This is a genomic window from Micromonospora sp. DSM 45708 (assembly GCF_039566955.1).
GTDB lineage: Bacteria > Actinomycetota > Actinomycetes > Mycobacteriales > Micromonosporaceae > Micromonospora.
In genome coordinates, this window is record NZ_CP154796.1 from 3,920,812 (window position 1) to 3,936,810 (window position 15,999).

Here is a 15,999-nt window from a genome sequence, read left to right on the forward strand (position 1 = left end):
CTCAGGACGCGGTCGGGATCCCGTTGGCCGGCGGGGTCACCGGCTGGGCGGTGTACTCACGCACCGGCCCGTCGTGCTCGTCCGTCTCGTACGTCGGCCCGAAGTAGGCCTGCACGCCCCCGCTGACCCGGGTCAGCCGCTCCCCGCCATAGCCGGAGTGGTCGCTGTCGGAGTAGCGCAGCGGCGCGAGCCCGGGGCCCTGGAAGCCGCCCTTGGCGACCGCCTTGAGCAGGGACTCCCGGGTGAGGTCCTGACCAGCGGCCTGGAGCGCCTGCACGAAGAGGTAGCCGACCGCCATCCCGTAGACGGTGTTGCCGTCGAACGGCGCGTCCCCGTTGTGCTCCTTGTTCACCTTGGTGAAGAGCTGGATCCACGGGTCGGCCGCGTCGTTCTGCATCGGCAGGTAGTTGGTGCCGACCATGCCCTCCAGCAGGCCGGCCGCCGCGCCGAGCTGTTTGGCCAGCGTGGGGTGGTCGGCCCCCACGTTGGAGACCAGCCACTGCGGCTTGAAGCCGAGCCGGGCGGCGGTGCCGATCGACAGCGCGGTGAAGCCGGGCACGGTGGCCAGGACGACCACCTGGCAGTTGGCGGCCTTGAACGCGCCGATCTGCGGCGCCACGTTCGTGTTGCTGGTGACGTACGTCTGCTTGACCGCCACCGCGCCCGCGCCGAGCACCTGTTCCACCCCGGCCAGGCTGTCCCGGCCGAAGTCGTCGTCCTGGCCGAGGAAGCAGACCTTCCGGCCGGGCAGCGCGGTCTTCACGTGGTTGGCCAGGATCTTGCCCTCCACGGTGTAGTCGGGGTTGAAGCCGAACGAGCCCGGATACTTGTCCGGTTGGTCCCAGCTGCGGCTGCCGGAGGCGATGAAGAGGTCCGGGACGCGGTTGCTCTTGAGAAAGTCGAGCACGCCGGTGTGGGTCGGCGTGCCGAGCCCATTGAGCACGGCGAAGACCTTGTCCTGCAACACCAGTTGGCGGACCACCTGCTGGGTGTTCGCCGGGTTGTAGCCGTCGTCCATGATCTTGTAGGTGATCTTCCGGCCGTGCACCCCGCCGTTGGCGTTGACGTAGTCGAAGTACGCCTTGGTGGCCGGGGCGATCTTCGAGTAACCGGCCGAGGCCGGCCCGGTCAGCGGCATGTGGGTGCCGACCACGATCTCGGTGTCGGTGACGCCGGGCACCGTCCCGCGCCCGGCGCCGCCCGGGCCCTCGTCGCCACCGCAACCCGCGGCGGCGACGAGCAGGGCGATGGTGCTGACGACCGCGAGACCACGTCGTGTCGTACGGTGCATGTGGAACACCGACCTTTCTTCGGTCCGGTTCTCCTGAATCGGGTGGTGGGTTGGGTGCCGGCGGGCGCGCCGCCGGGGCTTGCTAGGACCGCCGCCCCGGCCACCGGGCCAGCAGCTCCCGGCCGAGCCGGGACAGCAGTCCCTGCACGCCGCCGGGCGCGGCGATCATGACGACGACCAGGGTGATCCCGAAGATCGCCAACGGCAGGTTGCCCTCCAGCCGCTGCGCCACCGCGGGTGAGACGGTGAACAGGTCGGTCACGGAGTGCGTCAGGTCGGGAAGGGCGACCAGCAGGACGGCTCCCCAGAGCGCCCCGACGAGGCGGCCGAGACCGCCGATCACCACGGCCATGAGCAGGAAGAGCGACAGGGTCAGCGAGAACCCCCCGGGCGAGACGCTCTGCGCAAGCACCGCGAGCAGCGCGCCGCCGAGCCCGGCGCCGGCCGCGCTGACCACGAAGGCGAGCACCCGGGTACGGGCCACGTGGATGCCGGCGAGGCGGGCCGCCACCTCGTCGTCCCGGACCGCCCGGAAGGTACGGCCGTACCGGCTGCGGACCAGGTTGGCCAGCAGCACCAGGGCGACCAGGGTGGCCGCCGTGGCGATCCAGAGCTGCCACCGCTCGTAGGGGAAGTAGGCGCCGAGCGCCAGCGGCGGCGGCTCGACCGGCACCGAGAGCCCCTGGTCGCCGTTGAAGACGTCGTCGAAGGTGACCGTGAGGGCGGGCACCACGACCGCGACGGCCAGCGTCACGCCGGCGAGGTACGGACCGCGCAGGCGGGCGGCGGCCGTCCCGACCACGGCACCGACGCCCACCGTGACCAGGACCGCCGCGACCAGCGACAGCGGGAGCAGCCAGCCGTCGGTCATCCCGTGGTCGGCGAACGCGCCCTGGCAGAGCGCCACCGTGTAGGCGCCGATCGCCATCAGTGCGCCGTGCCCGAGGGAGAGCTGACCGTTGAGTCCGGTCAGGACGGTCAGTCCGGCGGTCGCGCAGAGGTAGGCGGCCACCGTGGCGAGCTGGAAGTTGCGGAACGGTGCCAGGCCGTAGCTCGCCGCCAGCACCAGCAGTGCCGCGATGGCCGCCACCGCCAGGTGCCGCAGCAGAGTGGACCCGCGGCGGTCGTCGGCGCGCGTGCCGGTGGCCGCCCGCGGCGGCGCCGCCGCCCGGGTGGCGCTCACACCCGCCTCGCGGCGACCGAGGCGAACAGCCCGCCGGGCCGGACCAGCAGCACGGCCAGCAGCAGGAGCAGTACCGCGAGCGGGGTGAGGTCGCTGCCGGCGTATCCGCTGACGTAGGAGAGCAGCAGGCCCACCAGCAGCCCGCCGACCACCGCCCCCGGCGGGCTGTCCAGTCCGCCGACCACCGCCGCGGTGAACGCCGAGACGAAGACCAGGTCCATGGCGTTCGGGTGCAGGCCGAGTTCGGTGGGGATCACCAGCATGGCGGCCAGGGCCCCCACCCCCGAGGCGAGGGCCCAACCGAGGGCGAGCATGCCGCCCACGTTGACCCCCAGCAGGCGGGAGACCTCCGGGGCGAAGGCCGCCGCGCGCATCCGCAGGCCGACCGGGGTACGCGCGAAGATCCAGGCGAGCGCGGCCATGGTCACCCCCACCGTGGCGAAGACGAACAGGTCGTACGGTGAGCCGACGGCGAACCCGCCGACGGTGAGCGCGGCGCGGCTGAACGGCGTCCCGGCGGGGCGGAACTCGTTGCCGTAGAGCATGCCGAGGACGGCCTGGATCAACAGGACCAGCCCGAGCGCGACGATCACCGGGTTGAGCGGTGAGGCGTGGTCGACGAAGCGCATCACCGCCCGGTCCACGACCGCGCCGAGCAGCAGACCGGCGGCGAGCGCGGCCAGGAAGCCCAGCCAGTAGGAGCCGGTCGACACGGACACGCTGTAGGCGACGTACGCCGCCGCGACGGCCATCGCGCCCTGGGCGAAGTTGACGATCCGCGCGGCCCGCCAGATGAGCACCAGTGCCAGCGCGAACGCCGCGTAGACGGCGCCCCGGGAGAAGCCGTCGAAGGTGAGGAAGACGAAGCGCTCCACAGTCCTCCTTCGGAGGAGACGAGGGGTTCAGAATCCGAGATACGCGTGCCGCAGGTCGACGTCGTCGCGCAGCCGCTGCGCCGGGGCGGCGCGGACCACCCGGCCGAGGGACATCACGATCCCCTGGTCGGCGACGGAGAGAGCGCTGCGGACGTTCTGCTCGACCAGCAGCACGGTCAGCCCGGTGCCGTCGCGCAGCTGGCGCAGCAGGGCCATGATCTGGGCGACCACCCGCGGCGCCAGGCCGAGCGACGGCTCGTCGAGCAGCAGCAGGCGGGGCCGGCCGACCAGGGCCCGGCCGAGGGCGAGCATCTGCCGTTCGCCGCCGGAGAGCTGGTGGCCGAGGTGGCCACGACGCCGGGCCAGCGGCTCGAAAAGCTGGTACACCTCGTCCCGGGCGCGGGCGGAGTCGGCCTTGTCGCGGCGCCACAGCCCGCCCAGCCGCAGGTTCTCGTCCACGGTGAGCTCGCCGATCACCCCGCGCCCCTCGGGGACGTGCGCCATCCCCCGGCGCACCAGTTGCTCCACCGGCGTGCCGCGCAGGTCCTCCCCGGCGAGCACGACCTGGCCGGCCAGCGGGCGCAGCATGCCGGACAGGGCGCGCAGCAGGGTGGTCTTGCCGGCGCCGTTCGCCCCGACCACCGCCGCGATGGTACCGGCGGGGACGGCGAGGTCGACCTCGCGCAGCACCGGCGCGGCGCCGTAGCCGGCCACCAGCCCTCGTACGGTGAGCAGGTCCCCGCCGCTCGCGCCACCGCCGTGCGGGGCCGGCGCGTCGAGCCGGCTGAATCGCCCGCTCATGCGGCGGCCTCGTCCACGGCCGCGCCCAGGTAGGCGTCGGCGACCGCCGGGTCGTCGCGCACCTCGTCCGGCGTGCCGGCGGCGATCACCCGCCCGAAGTCGAGCACCACGATGTCGTCGCAGACGGACATCACCAGATCCATGTGATGCTCGACGAGCAGCACCGCGCAGGGGTCCGGGTCACGACCGGGCAGCTCGCGGATCAGCTCCGCGAGCTCGGCGATGTCCTCGGCGCCGAGGCCGCCGGCGGGCTCATCGAGCAGGAGCAGCCGGGGCCGGGCCACCAGGGCGCGGGCCAGGGCGGCCCGCTGCCGTACGGCGAAGGGCAGCGTGCCCGGCGCGGCGGCGGCGTGCGCGGCGATGCCCAGCCGGTCGAGCACGTCGAGGGCGTCCCGGCGCAGCCGGTGCTCGTCGCGGTCGCTGGCGGGCAGGCCGAGCAGCGCCGGCAGGAAGCCGGCACGGGTGGTGTGGGTGGCGCCGGCCATCACGTTCTCCAGCACGGTGAGCCCGGCGAAGAGCCCGGTGCCCTGCAGCGTCCGGGCGATACCCAGCCGGGTCAGCCGGTGCGGCCGGGGCCGCAGTGGGCGGCCGTCGAGGATGAGGGTGCCCGCGTCCGGGGCGACGAAGCCGCAGATGACGTTGAACAGGGTGGTCTTTCCCGCGCCGTTGGGGCCGATCACGCCGACCACCCGGCCGGCGGGCACCCGCAGCGAGACGTCGTCGAGGGCGGTGAGACCACCGAAGCGCACCCCGATGTGGTGCAGCGCGAGCCCTTGCTCCATTGGCCCATCCCTCGGTCCGGCGGGGCGCGATATTTACACTCGGAGTGTACGTTTCTCGCCTCCGGCGTCAATACCTCCGCCCGGTGCACGAGCGGGGCCTGAAGGTGTGCGTGCGCACGGCGCACCGGGGACCGGGCGGCAGCCGGCCCGCCGTCGCGCGGGGCGCCGGCGGGCCGGCCGGGGCGGCCAGGGCCGCCCGACGGGGTCAGGCGCTCGGGCAGGTGTTGCGGTACTCCTCGATCGCCAGACCGGTCGGTCCCGGGCAGAGGAACTGCTCGTACCGGGTGTCGTTGTCGACGAACCGCTTCAGCCAGGCCACCATCTGCCGGGCGGTGGGCGTGTTCACCGTCTGCGGGAAGAAGTGGCTGGCCCCGTTCAACTCCAGGTACGCCTTCTCGGCCGAGGCCGGGATGCTGTTGTAGAAGGGCTCGGAGTGCGTCGCGACCGGGGCGACGGTGTCCGCCTCGCCACCGACGATCAGGGTCGGCACCTGGAGCCCGGACCAGGTCTTGTCCAGGTTCCACGGCGCCAGCGGCACGGCGGCCTGCAGCGACGGGCGCGACGCGGCGGCCTCCAGCGTCCCGCCGCCGCCCATCGAGTGGCCGGCGACCGCGAGCCGGGTGGCGTCGATCCGGCCACGCACCGAGCTGCGCTGGGTCAGGTAGTCCAGCGCCGCCAGCAGCTGCCGGCCCCGGCTGTCCGGCTGGTCCAGACGGGTGATCGTCTCGATGCCGATCACTACGAAGCCGTGGGAGGCGATCCGGGGCCCGAGCCAGTCGATGCTGGACCAGGCGGCGGTGTAGCCGGGCGAGATGGCGATGGCACCGAACGTGCCCGCGCTCGTGCTGGTCGGGTAGTAGATGACTCCCCCGCCGAAGCCGGTGACGCTGAGCGAGGAGACGTTGTCCGTGGCGACGGCGAACGGGCCGCGACTGGCTTCCAGGATCGCCACGGTGGGGTCGGGGCCGCGCTCGTACGGGTTTTCCGCGGCCTGCGCGACGCCGGACGACGCGCCGAGCACGCCGCCGGCGGCCAGGACGGCGGCCAGCGCCATCCCGACGGCACGAGCAGCGAGGGAACGGGGACGGGTGGTGGTTGGTGATGACACGCCGGGCACTCCCTACGGGTGGGGTTACATCGACAGATGTCATCCTTTGCCCTGCCCGCCCTCGTCCGCATCGGCAAAATCGCCGGTACCGGCGTACCGCGCCCACCGTGCGCGACCCCTGCTGCCGGCGATGCCGGCGGCCGGCTGGTCACCGTGCTGGACGAGCCGACCCGGAAGCCGCCACCCAGGCGCGGGCTCCGGCTCCTGCTGCCACTGGCGCTGTTGGTGCCGCTGGCACTGGTCACCGTGGAAGGAATCAACCGGGCGCCGCACCCCGAGATGCCACGGCCACCGGCGGCGCTGCGCGCGGCGAAGGAGTCGACGCTGGCACTGCCCGCCGGCGGGGTGGGCAACAACGTCTACCTGCTGTCGGACCACCGACGGGTTCCCAATCCGACGTCGATTGTCAGACGCGTCACCGAAGATCACCTTTCGACGCCTCCGTCAGAGCGAGACCTAGGCGGTGTCTTCGTTTCAAGGGCTCCGTACACCGGACGAGGTTGGCCTCCACGATCTTCAGGCTGTTGAACAGACGCGGATGCGTCGGAGGCCGTGCGGTGCGTACAGTTCCGGGTCGGACTTGGGGTGGGCCGGGTAGATCCGGCGCAGGGAACGGAACGAGACAGCGACGCATGACGGCGGACAACATTACCGAAACCGGTCAACACGGCATTGACCGTGGACAGCTGGAGACCTGTCTCAGCGTCTTCGAGGCGTTGGAGGACCTGCCTCCCGATCACCCCGACGTGGTGCGCGTGCAACGGGCCACCGCGAAGCTCTACAAGGTGATCAAGCAGCGGCGACGCGAGGAACGGCGGGATGCCGTCGCGGCGGCCGACCGCGCGGTTACGGCGGCCACCGCTACGGGCGCCCCGGGCCGGATCGACGACGAGACCCAGGGCATCCCGCTCGCCTCCCCCACCGTCGGTGCCACCGCCGGCTTCCTGCACAATCCGCGTGGCTGCTACGTCTGCAAGCAGCGCTACCACGAGGTGGACGCCTTCTACCACCAGCTCTGCCCGCCCTGCGCCGCGCTCAACCGGGAGCGCCGAAACGCCCGCACCGACCTGACTGGCCGACGCGCGCTGCTCACCGGCGGCCGAGCCAAGATCGGCATGTACATCGCGCTGCGGCTACTGCGCGACGGCGCGCACACCACGGTAACCACGCGGTTCCCGCACGACGCGGTCCGACGATTCGCCGCGATGCCGGACAGCGGGGACTGGCTGCACCGCCTGCGAATCGTCGGGATCGACCTGCGCGACCCCGCCCAAGTGATCGCCCTCGCTGACTCGGTCAGCGCCCAGGGACCACTCGACATCCTGATCAACAATGCGGCGCAGACCGTCCGCCGCACGCCCGGGGCATACGCGCAGCTCGTCGCCGCGGAGGCGGCGGCCCTGCCGGACGGCCCCTTGCCGGAGCTGATCACGTTCGCCAAGCCTGCCGGCCGGGGCGACCCTTCGGGCATGATCGCCTCGCCGCAGTCGGCCACGGTCACCCCGCAGGCGCTCACCGCGTTGGCGCTGACCAGCGGCTCCGCCTCGCCGGAACGGATCGCGGCAGCCACCGCCATCGACGCCGGCGGTCTGGTGCCGGACCTCGACCCGGTCAACAGCTGGGTGCAGCGGGTGCACGAGGTGGACCCGGTCGAGCTGCTCGAAGTCCAGCTCTGCAACGTGACCGCACCGTTCGTGCTGGTCAGCCGACTACGACCGGCGATGGCCGCAGCAACCGCCCGCCGGAAGTACGTGGTGAACGTGTCGGCAATGGAAGGCCAGTTCGCCCGCGGCTACAAGGGGCCGGGGCACCCGCACACCAACATGGCCAAGGCCGCGCTGAACATGCTCACCCGAACCAGCGCCCAAGAGATGCTGGCCGACGGCATCCTCATGACCAGCGTCGACACCGGCTGGATCACCGACGAGCGGCCCCACCCGACGAAGATGCGGCTGGCGGACGCCGGCTTCCACGCCCCGCTGGACCTGGTCGACGGCGCGGCCAGGGTCTACGACCCGATCGTCCGCGGCGAACAGGGCGAAGACCTCTACGGCTGCTTCCTGAAGGACTACGCGCCCTGCGCCTGGTGATCAGCGCGCCCACGACCACCCAGGCCTGCCGGCGCCGGGAAGGCAACCACGGCATGGGCTCGGATCGGCTCAACGGCGAGACCGGCCGGCTGGCGGCCAGTTGAAGCGTTCGACACGGACGGCCGCGCAAGCTTGTATACACGTCCCTGCTGCCGATCAGACTAGCTGCCAAGAGGTAGGCCCAGGACCGTCTGCAACAACGGCCATCGATCCGTCGGCGGCGTAATCTCCCTGCTTTTCCTTAGCTCGTCCATGATGGCCGTTCTGTCGATCGCGCAATTCGATACGGATACCCTGTTTCATGCGCCGTCTCCGCATCCTCACCTTGTCCCGACGGAGGATCCCGCGCGGGAAGACCTTCGCCGGTCACAAGCCGTCGGACTGGCGGCGCGGCAAGGGCCCGTCGTCGACGCGGGCGACCCGATGACCGACGTGGCGGCGCGTGCCCTCTGCCAGCGGTACGAGACCGGCTGGTCGGAGTTCGACAACGGCCTGGGCGCCGGCCGGCACCTGGCGGCGGTCAGTTGCGACCGGCCGTGTCGGACGACCGTGCGTTCGTCGCCCGGTTGCGGGCCACCGGCGGCCCGTCCCACGACCTGCTGGCTGCTCGACGCCCATCGGGTGCTGACCACCGACCAGCTCGCGCGGGCCACTGGCACGCCGGTCCGCACGGTCCGCCACCGCCTGGACCGGCGGCGCACCGCCGGGCTGGTCGACGCGGTCCGGCCCGGAAGGGAGGCGGGGTCCACGCCGCGGCACTGGTGGCTGCGCGTCGCCGGGGCCCGCCTGGTCGCCGCCCGGCTGGCCACCGCCCGATCCGGCTGGACCCCGCGTGACCAGGAGGACGGTGTCGACGAGGCCAGGACGACGGTTGCCGCAACATCGCACGGCCCCGGACCGGTGCCGTGTCCGTCCTGCTGGCGTCCTGCGGCCGGCATCAGCCGGCACGGCACCGTTCCGGGTCTACCGGTCGTCATCGTTGAGGTCGGCGGCGGACTACGCCCGCCGGTCAAGCCGGTGCGGGCAGACGGGCTGTGGGCGGCCTACCTACAACTGTGAATGCGGGCGCTACGCGGGTATCGGCGCTAGCCGCCAATGCTGCTTAGCGCCGCCCCAGCAGTCCCAGATCATCGCGCGGGCGGGGTTGCCGAGCCCGTCACCGGTGATATCAAGGCACCTCTGGGTGAGCTGATTTCGGATCTCGTAGTAGCCGTTGCCAGCGTCAGCCAACCGCCAATGCTGCTTGGCGCCGCCCCAGCATCCCCACTGCATGGCGGGAGCGCCTTGGTCGAGACCTGACCCGGCGACGTCAAGGCACCGCTGGCTGTTGAGCGGATGGAGCTCGTAGTAGCCGTTGCCGACGTTAAAGAGCCTCCACTTCTGGTGTGCCCCGCCCCAGCAGTTCGCCACGATCACCGGCACACCGTCGCCATTTCCGGCACCTTCGACGTCCAGGCAGCGCTGCGTGAGCTGAGACCGAATCTCGTAGTACTGGTCAGCGAGAATCGTTACCGGCCCCTCGCCCGCCCGGACAGCCCTCGGAGGGGCTGAGACGGCGGCGGTGGCTGAGGTGACCGACAGTAACGTCGCCAGAGCGACACCAGTGAGCAAGGTGCGGATGGACCGCCGTGCGTTTCGCCTCAGACGCGTGGACATGCTTCCTCCCGGGGATAGGCCGCCGCAGCCGCCGCACCGGTGGGCGATTGCGGGTGGACACCCTTACCGAGAGAAACCGAACCTAAAAAATACGTTCGCGAAGGGGGATGCGTGTTCAGATAGTGAAGGTTGCGGCCACCCTGCGGTGGGACGGACCACCGACCCATCGTGGACACGCCTGCCCTGCGGACAGCCCACTCGCGTGACCGCCAAGACCCCGGCCTCGCGAGTGGGACACACCTTCTGCACACCTGTCCGCTGCATCCTCAGTGACGTGACCCCGGCCGACCTACCGTTGCTCGGTGACGGGGTCACCGAGCACGAGATCGAGACACCATGTGGGTGGTGCGGCGCCACGATCGCGCAGCCGCTCACCGCCCGTAAGCGTCGCTACTGCAAGCGGGCCTGCCGGCAACACGCCTACGAACTGCGCGCCGCCCAGCGCCGCCGCCAGGCCGACATCGAGACCGGCCGGATCTGGTCGGTACCAGCCCAACAGGTCGTCGAGCGAGTTGATCGCCAGGTACGACACGGGAAGCCGAAGCAGGAGAGGTAGTCATACACTACCGTCGTCACCGCCGGCTATGACCGCGCGACTCGCGGCAAAGGAGTGCACGGGCCTCTGCTGTTCGACGGCGGGCTGTGTGCCGTCCAACATGCGATCATCGCCGCATGTACGAGCGGGCGGACGAGTTGCGACGATTGCTCAACGAGTGGGATTTCATCGGTGTCTTCGATCCGGAGACCAACGTCGACGAGTACGACTGCATGCTCTCGCCGCTGTTGACGAGGCTGGCCGGTGGAGCGGACAGCAACGAGATTCGGGAGTACCTCGACGAGGAAATCCGCGGTCACTTCGGCATGTCGCCCGAGGGCGCCGGCACCGGGCCCATGGCCGAGCGTCTGGTTGCCTGGCGAAAGGTGGGAGACGGCGAGCACTGACCGATCTGGCGGGCCGCCGCGTCGGAGCGGGTGCTGCGTGACCTCGTCCGGGCTGGCTTCGCGTCTGCCCGGGCTGCCTCGGTCAGTTGCCGAACAATCTCGGCGAACCCGACGTCGACCACGAAGTAGCCGTTGAGGTAGTCGCCGTCGCAGGCGTGGCGCAGCAGCCATCGACGCGAGGCGTACGCCCCGTGCTGGCAGAGCGCCTCGATGACGTAGACCCGCCCCCAACCGGCAACACGCTGGGCCAGCCACAACAACGCTTGTCCGCCTCCTCGGCGACGTCGCAGCGCCTCGGCGGCCAACGGCCCGAACCTATGCGACAGCAGACCGATGGTCTGGGTCAGCGGGATGTCTTCCTCCGCCCAATCCGTGGCGAGCAGCGCCAGCCAACAGTGGCTGAGCATCGACCGGGGCTGTGCCGCACCTGCTGCCGGCGTGCGCGCAGCGCCGCTGCAGCGATGTGCTCGTTGTGATGGATCGGGACGTCAGCCTCGCAGAAAGCGTCGGCGAGTTCGCTCGGTTGCGCCTCGGCCTGCCGAAGTGCATGTCGAGAATGGCGGCAACTTCGACGCCGCGGAGGCGCTGATCTTTCCGGGTCTGCGGGCGCTGCCGCCGGTAGCGGTGGCGTCTGTCGTCCGGACAGGGCTCGCCATCACGCGGCAGGGGCGAGTCCGGATCCTGCTGATGCAGGCGCAGGGCGTGTTCGAACAGGGTGGTCTGGGGTCCGAGCGATCCAGGCTCGGTCGTCACGCTCACCGGCAGACGGAGGACTCGATTCTCTCGATCATGGCCGGGATGACGCCAGCCCGGGCCGACCACGGCAAGTGATAAGGCGCTACGCCGAATCCGTGAAGGTGGCTACCGAGCCATGCGCGGCACTCACCCGGCTCTATCCCACTATTCCCGCTTCATCTTTCCCGGCATCACCGCCACTACGTATGGCGGCGCCACCGCACTCGGGATCACCCCTTGGTGATCTAGCTGCTACCCAAGGTGTCGGTCTTGCGACAGCGCCGACCCCTTTTTGTCAGATCGACAAGAAGCTATGGTCGAGCAGTGCCCGATGACACCTGGGAACCACCCCTGATCCTGCTCGCTGTCGACCTCGTGATCCTCACCTTGCGCGGTGGTTGTCTGAACCTGCTTCTCGTGCGGCGCGGTATTGAGCCGTTCATCGGGCGGGCAGCGCTGCCTGGTGGCTTCCTCGCCGATGAGCGCGAGGACATTCTCACCGCCGCTCGCCGGGAGCTGCGGGAGGAGGCGGGGCTCAACGACATCCCGCACCTGGAGCAGCTCGGTACATATGGCGACCCCGACCGTGACCCTCGTGGGCGCGTGGTCTCCGTCGCTCACCTCGCCGTCGTGCCGCGCCTTCCCGAGCCCGTCTCTGGAACCGACGCCGCAGCCGCTGAGTGGACGCCAGTCGACGACGTACTGGCCGCGCGAGTGCCACTCGCCTTCGACCACCTGCGCATCGTCATCGACGGGGTGGAGCGTGCCCGCTCCAAACTGGAGCACACGAGCTTGGCGACCGCCTTCTGCCCGGAGGTCTTCACCCTCACAGAGCTGCAGCAGGTCTACGAGGCCGTCTGGGGCACCCCGCTCGATCCCCGCAACTTTTACCGCAAAGTCCAGAGTACGAAGGGCTTCGTGGTCCCCGCCGGTCCGCCCCGCGCCACGGGCACCGGCCGTCCGGCCCGCGTCTACCGCGCTGGTCCGCGCCGGAACCTCTACCCGCCCATGATCCGCACGGTTCCGACCGTCGCAGCCGGAGGAGACAAGAGATGACCAAACCCGTGGTCGTGCTCACCGCACTGGACCTCGAGTACAACGCGGTCCGCGAACGTCTCACGAAAGTCGAACCACACGTACATCCGATGGGCACGCGCTTCGAGCGTGGCACCGTGACCGGAGGCTCCTGTGAGATCATTCTCGGCCTTGTCGGCAAGGGCAACCACCCCTCCGCTGTCATCGCCGAGCGCGCCATGACCGAGTTCGACCCGGAAGCGGTCATCTTCGCCGGCGTGGCCGGGGCGCTCTGGCCCTCCGTCGGCCTCGGCGACGTCGTCGTGGCCACCCACGTGTACGCCTATCACGGCGGCACTAGCGAGAGCGATGCTTTCCGCACCCGGCCTCGCGTGTGGGAGATCCCCCATGCCTGTGATCAGCTCGCCCGGCATCTTGAGCGGGAGCGAGGCTGGGCGAGGGGCCTCGCCGGAAGAGTGCCCAAGGTGCGGTTTGGCCCAATCGCCGCCGGAGAGGTCGTCCTCGACTCGGCGTCCTCGCCCGAGGCGGCGCGCATCCGTGATCACTACAACGACGCGTTGGCGGTGGAGATGGAGTCGGCCGGGGTCGCCCAGGCCGCCCACCTGAACCGCTCCCTGCCGGCCGTCGTCGTCCGCGGCATCAGCGACCGTGCCGACGGGACCAAGGTCCACACCGACGGCGAGAACTGGCAGCCGCGTGCCGCCGCCAACGCCGCGGCCTTCGCCCTCGCGCTCGCCCAGGAACTCGGGGCCGAGTCTGGCTCCTCTCCTCGCCGTCCTCGAAAGGAAGCAGGTGGTGCATCGATGTCCGGCTCCGTCAGAAACGTCGCCAAGGGCAACGCTCACGTTGGATTCCAGGCACACACCGTTCACCACGCGACCGTCTACGGCGCGCCGGGCGGTGCGGGCGGGGAGACATTCCACGATCAGCTCGCGGAATTGCGCGCCTCGCTCCGTAAGTGCCATGAGGCGGGTGACGTGGACGCGGTCACCTATCGCGCGGCGGAGCAGGAGATGGACGCAGCCGCCGCCGACGTACCTCCGGCCGACGACGAGGCACGGAGCCGCGCGACCACGGCCCTGCGGAAGCTGCGCGGCCTGCTGCTGGACTGGACGGACCTCGCCACGCGGGTCGCGGGGCTCATGGCGGCTCTGCGGGATCTGTCATGAGCGCCGGACCGCAGGAGAGGACGTTCACCAACGTCGCTGACGGCGATGCCCGGGTGGGTTTCCAGGCCCAGGAGGTCCACATCGAGGGCGGATACCACGTCAGCGACGACGACCCGCCGGAGCGGCAGTTCGAGGTCGGCCTCCGCTACCTGGAGATCAGCGCCCCACCCGAGGCGAGAGAGCTGATCAGGAAAGCCATTGCCCGGGGCTACCAGAACTCCCGCGCCTACTTCTATCTGGCGCTTGCACTGTTGAGCGGCCGTACCCTGCAGAGCCTGACGGACCAGGAACTCGCGCAGCTGGCACACGTCCGCCGCTGGGCGGCGCAGCGCTGCGAAGATCCCTGGGCCCGGGGCATCAACGCCGTCGGTTCGCTGCTGGACTCGCTGCCGCAGACCACCGCGGAGACTCCCGACCCGGCCGCGATCGATGTGGTGGTCAAGGAATTCGAATCGCTCAACCCGCCCCTGCAGGAAAGCATCCTCAACCACCTCGAGGTTTTCTTGGCCGGCCCGCACCAGGACTGGACCTGGCAGAAGACGTTCGCGACCGCCCGGCGGGACAGGACAGCCAACGGCCGGGCGGAGCGGGTCTGGAAGTTCTTCCAGCCCAAGCCGATCCCTCCCAGGCCGGTTCCGCCACATCCGATCCGTAAAGACGCGGGGAACTATCTACGCGCCCTCGGCGGCTCGGCACTGCTCCTCGTCACGGGCCTTGCGGTGGTCCAGTACGCCTGGGCCCACTCATGGCTCCGCTCAGCCGGCTATCTGATGGTGGCTCTTGGAGCCGTCGTCGTCGTGGTCCGGGCCGGCTTCACGATTAGGCTGGCTCGGCATCGACGCCGGGCGGCCGGCCAGCGTCTCACCCTCACACCCCGACGTGCTCCCGCACAGTCCGACCGGTTCGCCTCCGCGATGGACTCCTTATTCGACCGCTACTTCGGACGTTACCTGCCGCCTGACATGGCCCGGGAGACGTGGCTGGCGGAGACGGCGGGCATCCGGCAGACCCTCCGTAACGAGCTGGTCGAGCTGTACCGGGAGCAACCGGTCGACGCCAAGCGTGTCGCCTGGCTAGTGAGATTCCTCGCCAGCGACGTCAAGCGGCAGTGGCTCAGCGGTGAGCTGACCGCGGATCCCAAGGACTCCCGAGTGCCATCCTCGACGTGGACCGCCTTCGGCACCGCGGTGTTCGCCCTAGTGGTTACCGGCCCGCTGCTGCTCTGGCAGGCCCTCGCCGAGGCGCCGTTGACGACGGTGATCGCGACGGCCGGAATCGTGGCCGGGGCCCGGCTCGCCATCCAGGGCTGGTTCGCGATTCTCCTCGAGGGCCACCGCTACCGGGACGACCTAGACCGGGTCCGGCGCGACTACGAGGACCGGCGCGCGGCGTACGACAGGTGGGTTCGCAAGTTGGAATCGAAGCCGACCGACGCGGAGATGGCGCACTGGCTCGACTGCGACCGCAAGATCCTGGTCGAGGACACGCTGCGGCACTACCGCGTGGCCGCGCAGGACGTGATAGCGCACGCCTTCATCGAGGCGCCCGTACCCGGGTGCAAGCGGGCCCGGGTCAGCAAGGGACCCTGGCGCTACTCGCGATACAAACTTCTCCTCTTCCTGCTCACCAAGGACGGCGTCCGCCAGGTCACGGTCACCCTCGACTTCGAGACCATGGAACTCGGCGATCAGCAACGCCTCACCTACCAGTACAACTCGGTCGTGGCGGCGCACGTCGTCGATGCCCGCAACGGCGAGAAGAAACTCTCCCTCACCCTGACGAATAATCCCCGGGACGAGCTGACGATCACCGGTGAGTGGCCAGGCATGCCAGAACTCGGCGACGACGACCGCATCGCCTCCCAGGTCTCGCTCGACGCCTCGGGCCTCGAACGCACCCTGCACGTGCTAGAGGGCATCGCAGCCGAAGGCAAGGAATGGATCACCCACGAGAACCGCCGAGAACGCGCCGGCCTCCGGCGGCTCGTCGCAGCGATGGAGAGCTGACGAATGCGATGCTGCTCGGCGCGGGGGTCGGGGTCGGACAGCACCGCGGTTTGGGCTGCAGCGGGGTGGTGCTCGGTGACACGGACGTCGTGATCCAGCCTCGCTCAGGGTCAGCCGGCTGATACCTGCGGACCTGCTACGGACGTTAGTGTCGACAGAACCCGTCACCCGGGGGAACGGCGCGCCCCTACTCGGTCGCGAGGCCGCCATGGGCTGCCCGGGCGGCGAGCCACGGCGGCGTGCCCGACGCGGTGGTGGGACTAGGTCGTCGATGAGACGGTCCAGCGGCGGTGGAAGGCGGATCGGGCTATGCGGCGGAATCACGG

16 protein-coding genes are annotated in these 15,999 nt (G+C 70.5%); 8 read left to right on the top strand and 8 right to left on the bottom strand.

What is annotated here, in order from left to right; translation table 11 throughout:
• Position 1: 1 nt before the first annotated feature.
• The 6 genes from VKK44_RS16535 to VKK44_RS16560 all read right to left on the bottom strand — a co-directional run bounded on the left by VKK44_RS16535 (position 2) and on the right by VKK44_RS16560 (position 5,986).
• Complete coding sequence (locus VKK44_RS16535) at positions 2–1,291, bottom strand: ABC transporter substrate-binding protein (RefSeq protein ID WP_343441993.1); 1,290 nt, start codon at positions 1,289–1,291, stop codon at positions 2–4.
• 82 nt (positions 1,292–1,373) lie between these two features.
• On the bottom strand, positions 1,374–2,474 hold the full coding sequence (locus tag VKK44_RS16540; protein ID WP_343441994.1) for a branched-chain amino acid ABC transporter permease: 1,101 nt from the start codon (positions 2,472–2,474) through the stop codon (positions 1,374–1,376).
• On the bottom strand, positions 2,471–3,349 hold the full coding sequence (locus VKK44_RS16545) for a branched-chain amino acid ABC transporter permease (RefSeq protein ID WP_343441995.1): 879 nt from the start codon (positions 3,347–3,349) through the stop codon (positions 2,471–2,473). The genes VKK44_RS16540 and VKK44_RS16545 overlap by 4 nt, the downstream gene beginning before the upstream one ends.
• A gap of 27 nt (positions 3,350–3,376) precedes the next feature.
• A complete protein-coding gene (locus VKK44_RS16550) occupies positions 3,377–4,150 on the bottom strand; it encodes an ABC transporter ATP-binding protein (protein WP_343441996.1) in 774 nt (257 codons plus the stop codon).
• Positions 4,147–4,932, bottom strand: a complete 786-nt coding sequence (locus VKK44_RS16555) for an ABC transporter ATP-binding protein (RefSeq protein ID WP_343441997.1) — start codon at positions 4,930–4,932, stop codon at positions 4,147–4,149. Before VKK44_RS16555 ends, VKK44_RS16550 begins: the two co-directional genes overlap by 4 nt.
• Positions 4,933–5,137: 205 nt before the next feature.
• The gene (locus VKK44_RS16560; protein ID WP_343447793.1) at positions 5,138–5,986 is read right to left on the bottom strand and encodes an alpha/beta hydrolase family protein; all 849 of its coding nucleotides are present in this window, start codon (positions 5,984–5,986) and stop codon (positions 5,138–5,140) included.
• 90 nt (positions 5,987–6,076) lie between these two features.
• On the opposite strand from VKK44_RS16560, the gene VKK44_RS16565 reads away from it, so the two are divergent.
• The 3 genes from VKK44_RS16565 to VKK44_RS16575 all read left to right on the top strand — a co-directional run bounded on the left by VKK44_RS16565 (position 6,077) and on the right by VKK44_RS16575 (position 9,189).
• The gene (locus VKK44_RS16565) at positions 6,077–6,568 is read left to right on the top strand and encodes a hypothetical protein (RefSeq protein WP_343447971.1); all 492 of its coding nucleotides are present in this window, start codon (positions 6,077–6,079) and stop codon (positions 6,566–6,568) included.
• A gap of 104 nt (positions 6,569–6,672) precedes the next feature.
• Positions 6,673–8,130: an SDR family NAD(P)-dependent oxidoreductase gene (locus VKK44_RS16570; RefSeq protein ID WP_343441998.1), complete on the top strand. Its 1,458-nt coding sequence runs from the start codon at positions 6,673–6,675 to the stop codon at positions 8,128–8,130.
• A gap of 252 nt (positions 8,131–8,382) precedes the next feature.
• Positions 8,383–9,189, top strand: coding sequence for a replication-relaxation family protein (locus VKK44_RS16575; protein ID WP_343441999.1), 807 nt, complete (start codon positions 8,383–8,385; stop codon positions 9,187–9,189).
• Between the two features lie 9 nt (positions 9,190–9,198).
• On the opposite strand, the gene VKK44_RS16580 is transcribed toward VKK44_RS16575, so the two are convergent.
• Positions 9,199–9,786, bottom strand: a complete 588-nt coding sequence (locus tag VKK44_RS16580) for an RICIN domain-containing protein (protein ID WP_343442000.1) — start codon at positions 9,784–9,786, stop codon at positions 9,199–9,201.
• A gap of 289 nt (positions 9,787–10,075) precedes the next feature.
• Positions 10,076–10,318 carry a hypothetical protein gene (locus tag VKK44_RS16585; RefSeq protein WP_343442001.1) on the bottom strand — a complete coding sequence of 81 codons (243 nt, stop codon included), beginning with the start codon at positions 10,316–10,318 and terminating at the stop codon, positions 10,076–10,078.
• A gap of 140 nt (positions 10,319–10,458) precedes the next feature.
• On the opposite strand from VKK44_RS16585, the gene VKK44_RS16590 reads away from it, so the two are divergent.
• The 5 genes from VKK44_RS16590 (at position 10,459) to VKK44_RS16610 (ending at position 15,673) form a co-directional block, all read left to right on the top strand.
• On the top strand, positions 10,459–10,728 hold the full coding sequence (locus VKK44_RS16590; protein WP_343442002.1) for a hypothetical protein: 270 nt from the start codon (positions 10,459–10,461) through the stop codon (positions 10,726–10,728).
• A 543-nt stretch (positions 10,729–11,271) separates the two neighbouring features.
• Positions 11,272–11,559 carry a hypothetical protein gene (locus VKK44_RS16595; protein ID WP_343442003.1) on the top strand — a complete coding sequence of 96 codons (288 nt, stop codon included), beginning with the start codon at positions 11,272–11,274 and terminating at the stop codon, positions 11,557–11,559.
• A gap of 228 nt (positions 11,560–11,787) precedes the next feature.
• On the top strand, positions 11,788–12,519 hold the full coding sequence (locus VKK44_RS16600; protein WP_343442004.1) for an NUDIX hydrolase: 732 nt from the start codon (positions 11,788–11,790) through the stop codon (positions 12,517–12,519).
• Complete coding sequence (locus VKK44_RS16605; protein WP_343442005.1) at positions 12,516–13,667, top strand: 5'-methylthioadenosine/S-adenosylhomocysteine nucleosidase family protein; 1,152 nt, start codon at positions 12,516–12,518, stop codon at positions 13,665–13,667. Before VKK44_RS16600 ends, VKK44_RS16605 begins: the two co-directional genes overlap by 4 nt.
• The gene (locus VKK44_RS16610; RefSeq protein ID WP_343442006.1) at positions 13,664–15,673 is read left to right on the top strand and encodes a hypothetical protein; all 2,010 of its coding nucleotides are present in this window, start codon (positions 13,664–13,666) and stop codon (positions 15,671–15,673) included. The genes VKK44_RS16605 and VKK44_RS16610 overlap by 4 nt, the downstream gene beginning before the upstream one ends.
• Positions 15,674–15,999: the final 326 nt, after the last annotated feature.

Bases quoted from the DNA above. Each gene is read 5' to 3' on its own strand.
- VKK44_RS16555 (WP_343441997.1), bottom strand. From the start codon at position 4,932: ATGGAGCAAGGGCTCGCGCTGCACCACATCGGGGTGCGCTTCGGTGGT.
- VKK44_RS16550 (WP_343441996.1), bottom strand. From the start codon at position 4,150: ATGAGCGGGCGATTCAGCCGGCTCGACGCGCCGGCCCCGCACGGCGGT.
- VKK44_RS16570 (WP_343441998.1), top strand. From the start codon at position 6,673: ATGACGGCGGACAACATTACCGAAACCGGTCAACACGGCATTGACCGT.
- VKK44_RS16560 (WP_343447793.1), bottom strand. From the start codon at position 5,986: ATGGCGCTGGCCGCCGTCCTGGCCGCCGGCGGCGTGCTCGGCGCGTCG.
- VKK44_RS16590 (WP_343442002.1), top strand. From the start codon at position 10,459: ATGTACGAGCGGGCGGACGAGTTGCGACGATTGCTCAACGAGTGGGAT.
- VKK44_RS16535 (WP_343441993.1), bottom strand. From the start codon at position 1,291: ATGCACCGTACGACACGACGTGGTCTCGCGGTCGTCAGCACCATCGCC.
- VKK44_RS16605 (WP_343442005.1), top strand. From the start codon at position 12,516: ATGACCAAACCCGTGGTCGTGCTCACCGCACTGGACCTCGAGTACAAC.
- VKK44_RS16575 (WP_343441999.1), top strand. From the start codon at position 8,383: ATGATGGCCGTTCTGTCGATCGCGCAATTCGATACGGATACCCTGTTT.
- VKK44_RS16565 (WP_343447971.1), top strand. From the start codon at position 6,077: ATGTCATCCTTTGCCCTGCCCGCCCTCGTCCGCATCGGCAAAATCGCC.
- VKK44_RS16610 (WP_343442006.1), top strand. From the start codon at position 13,664: ATGAGCGCCGGACCGCAGGAGAGGACGTTCACCAACGTCGCTGACGGC.
- VKK44_RS16580 (WP_343442000.1), bottom strand. From the start codon at position 9,786: ATGTCCACGCGTCTGAGGCGAAACGCACGGCGGTCCATCCGCACCTTG.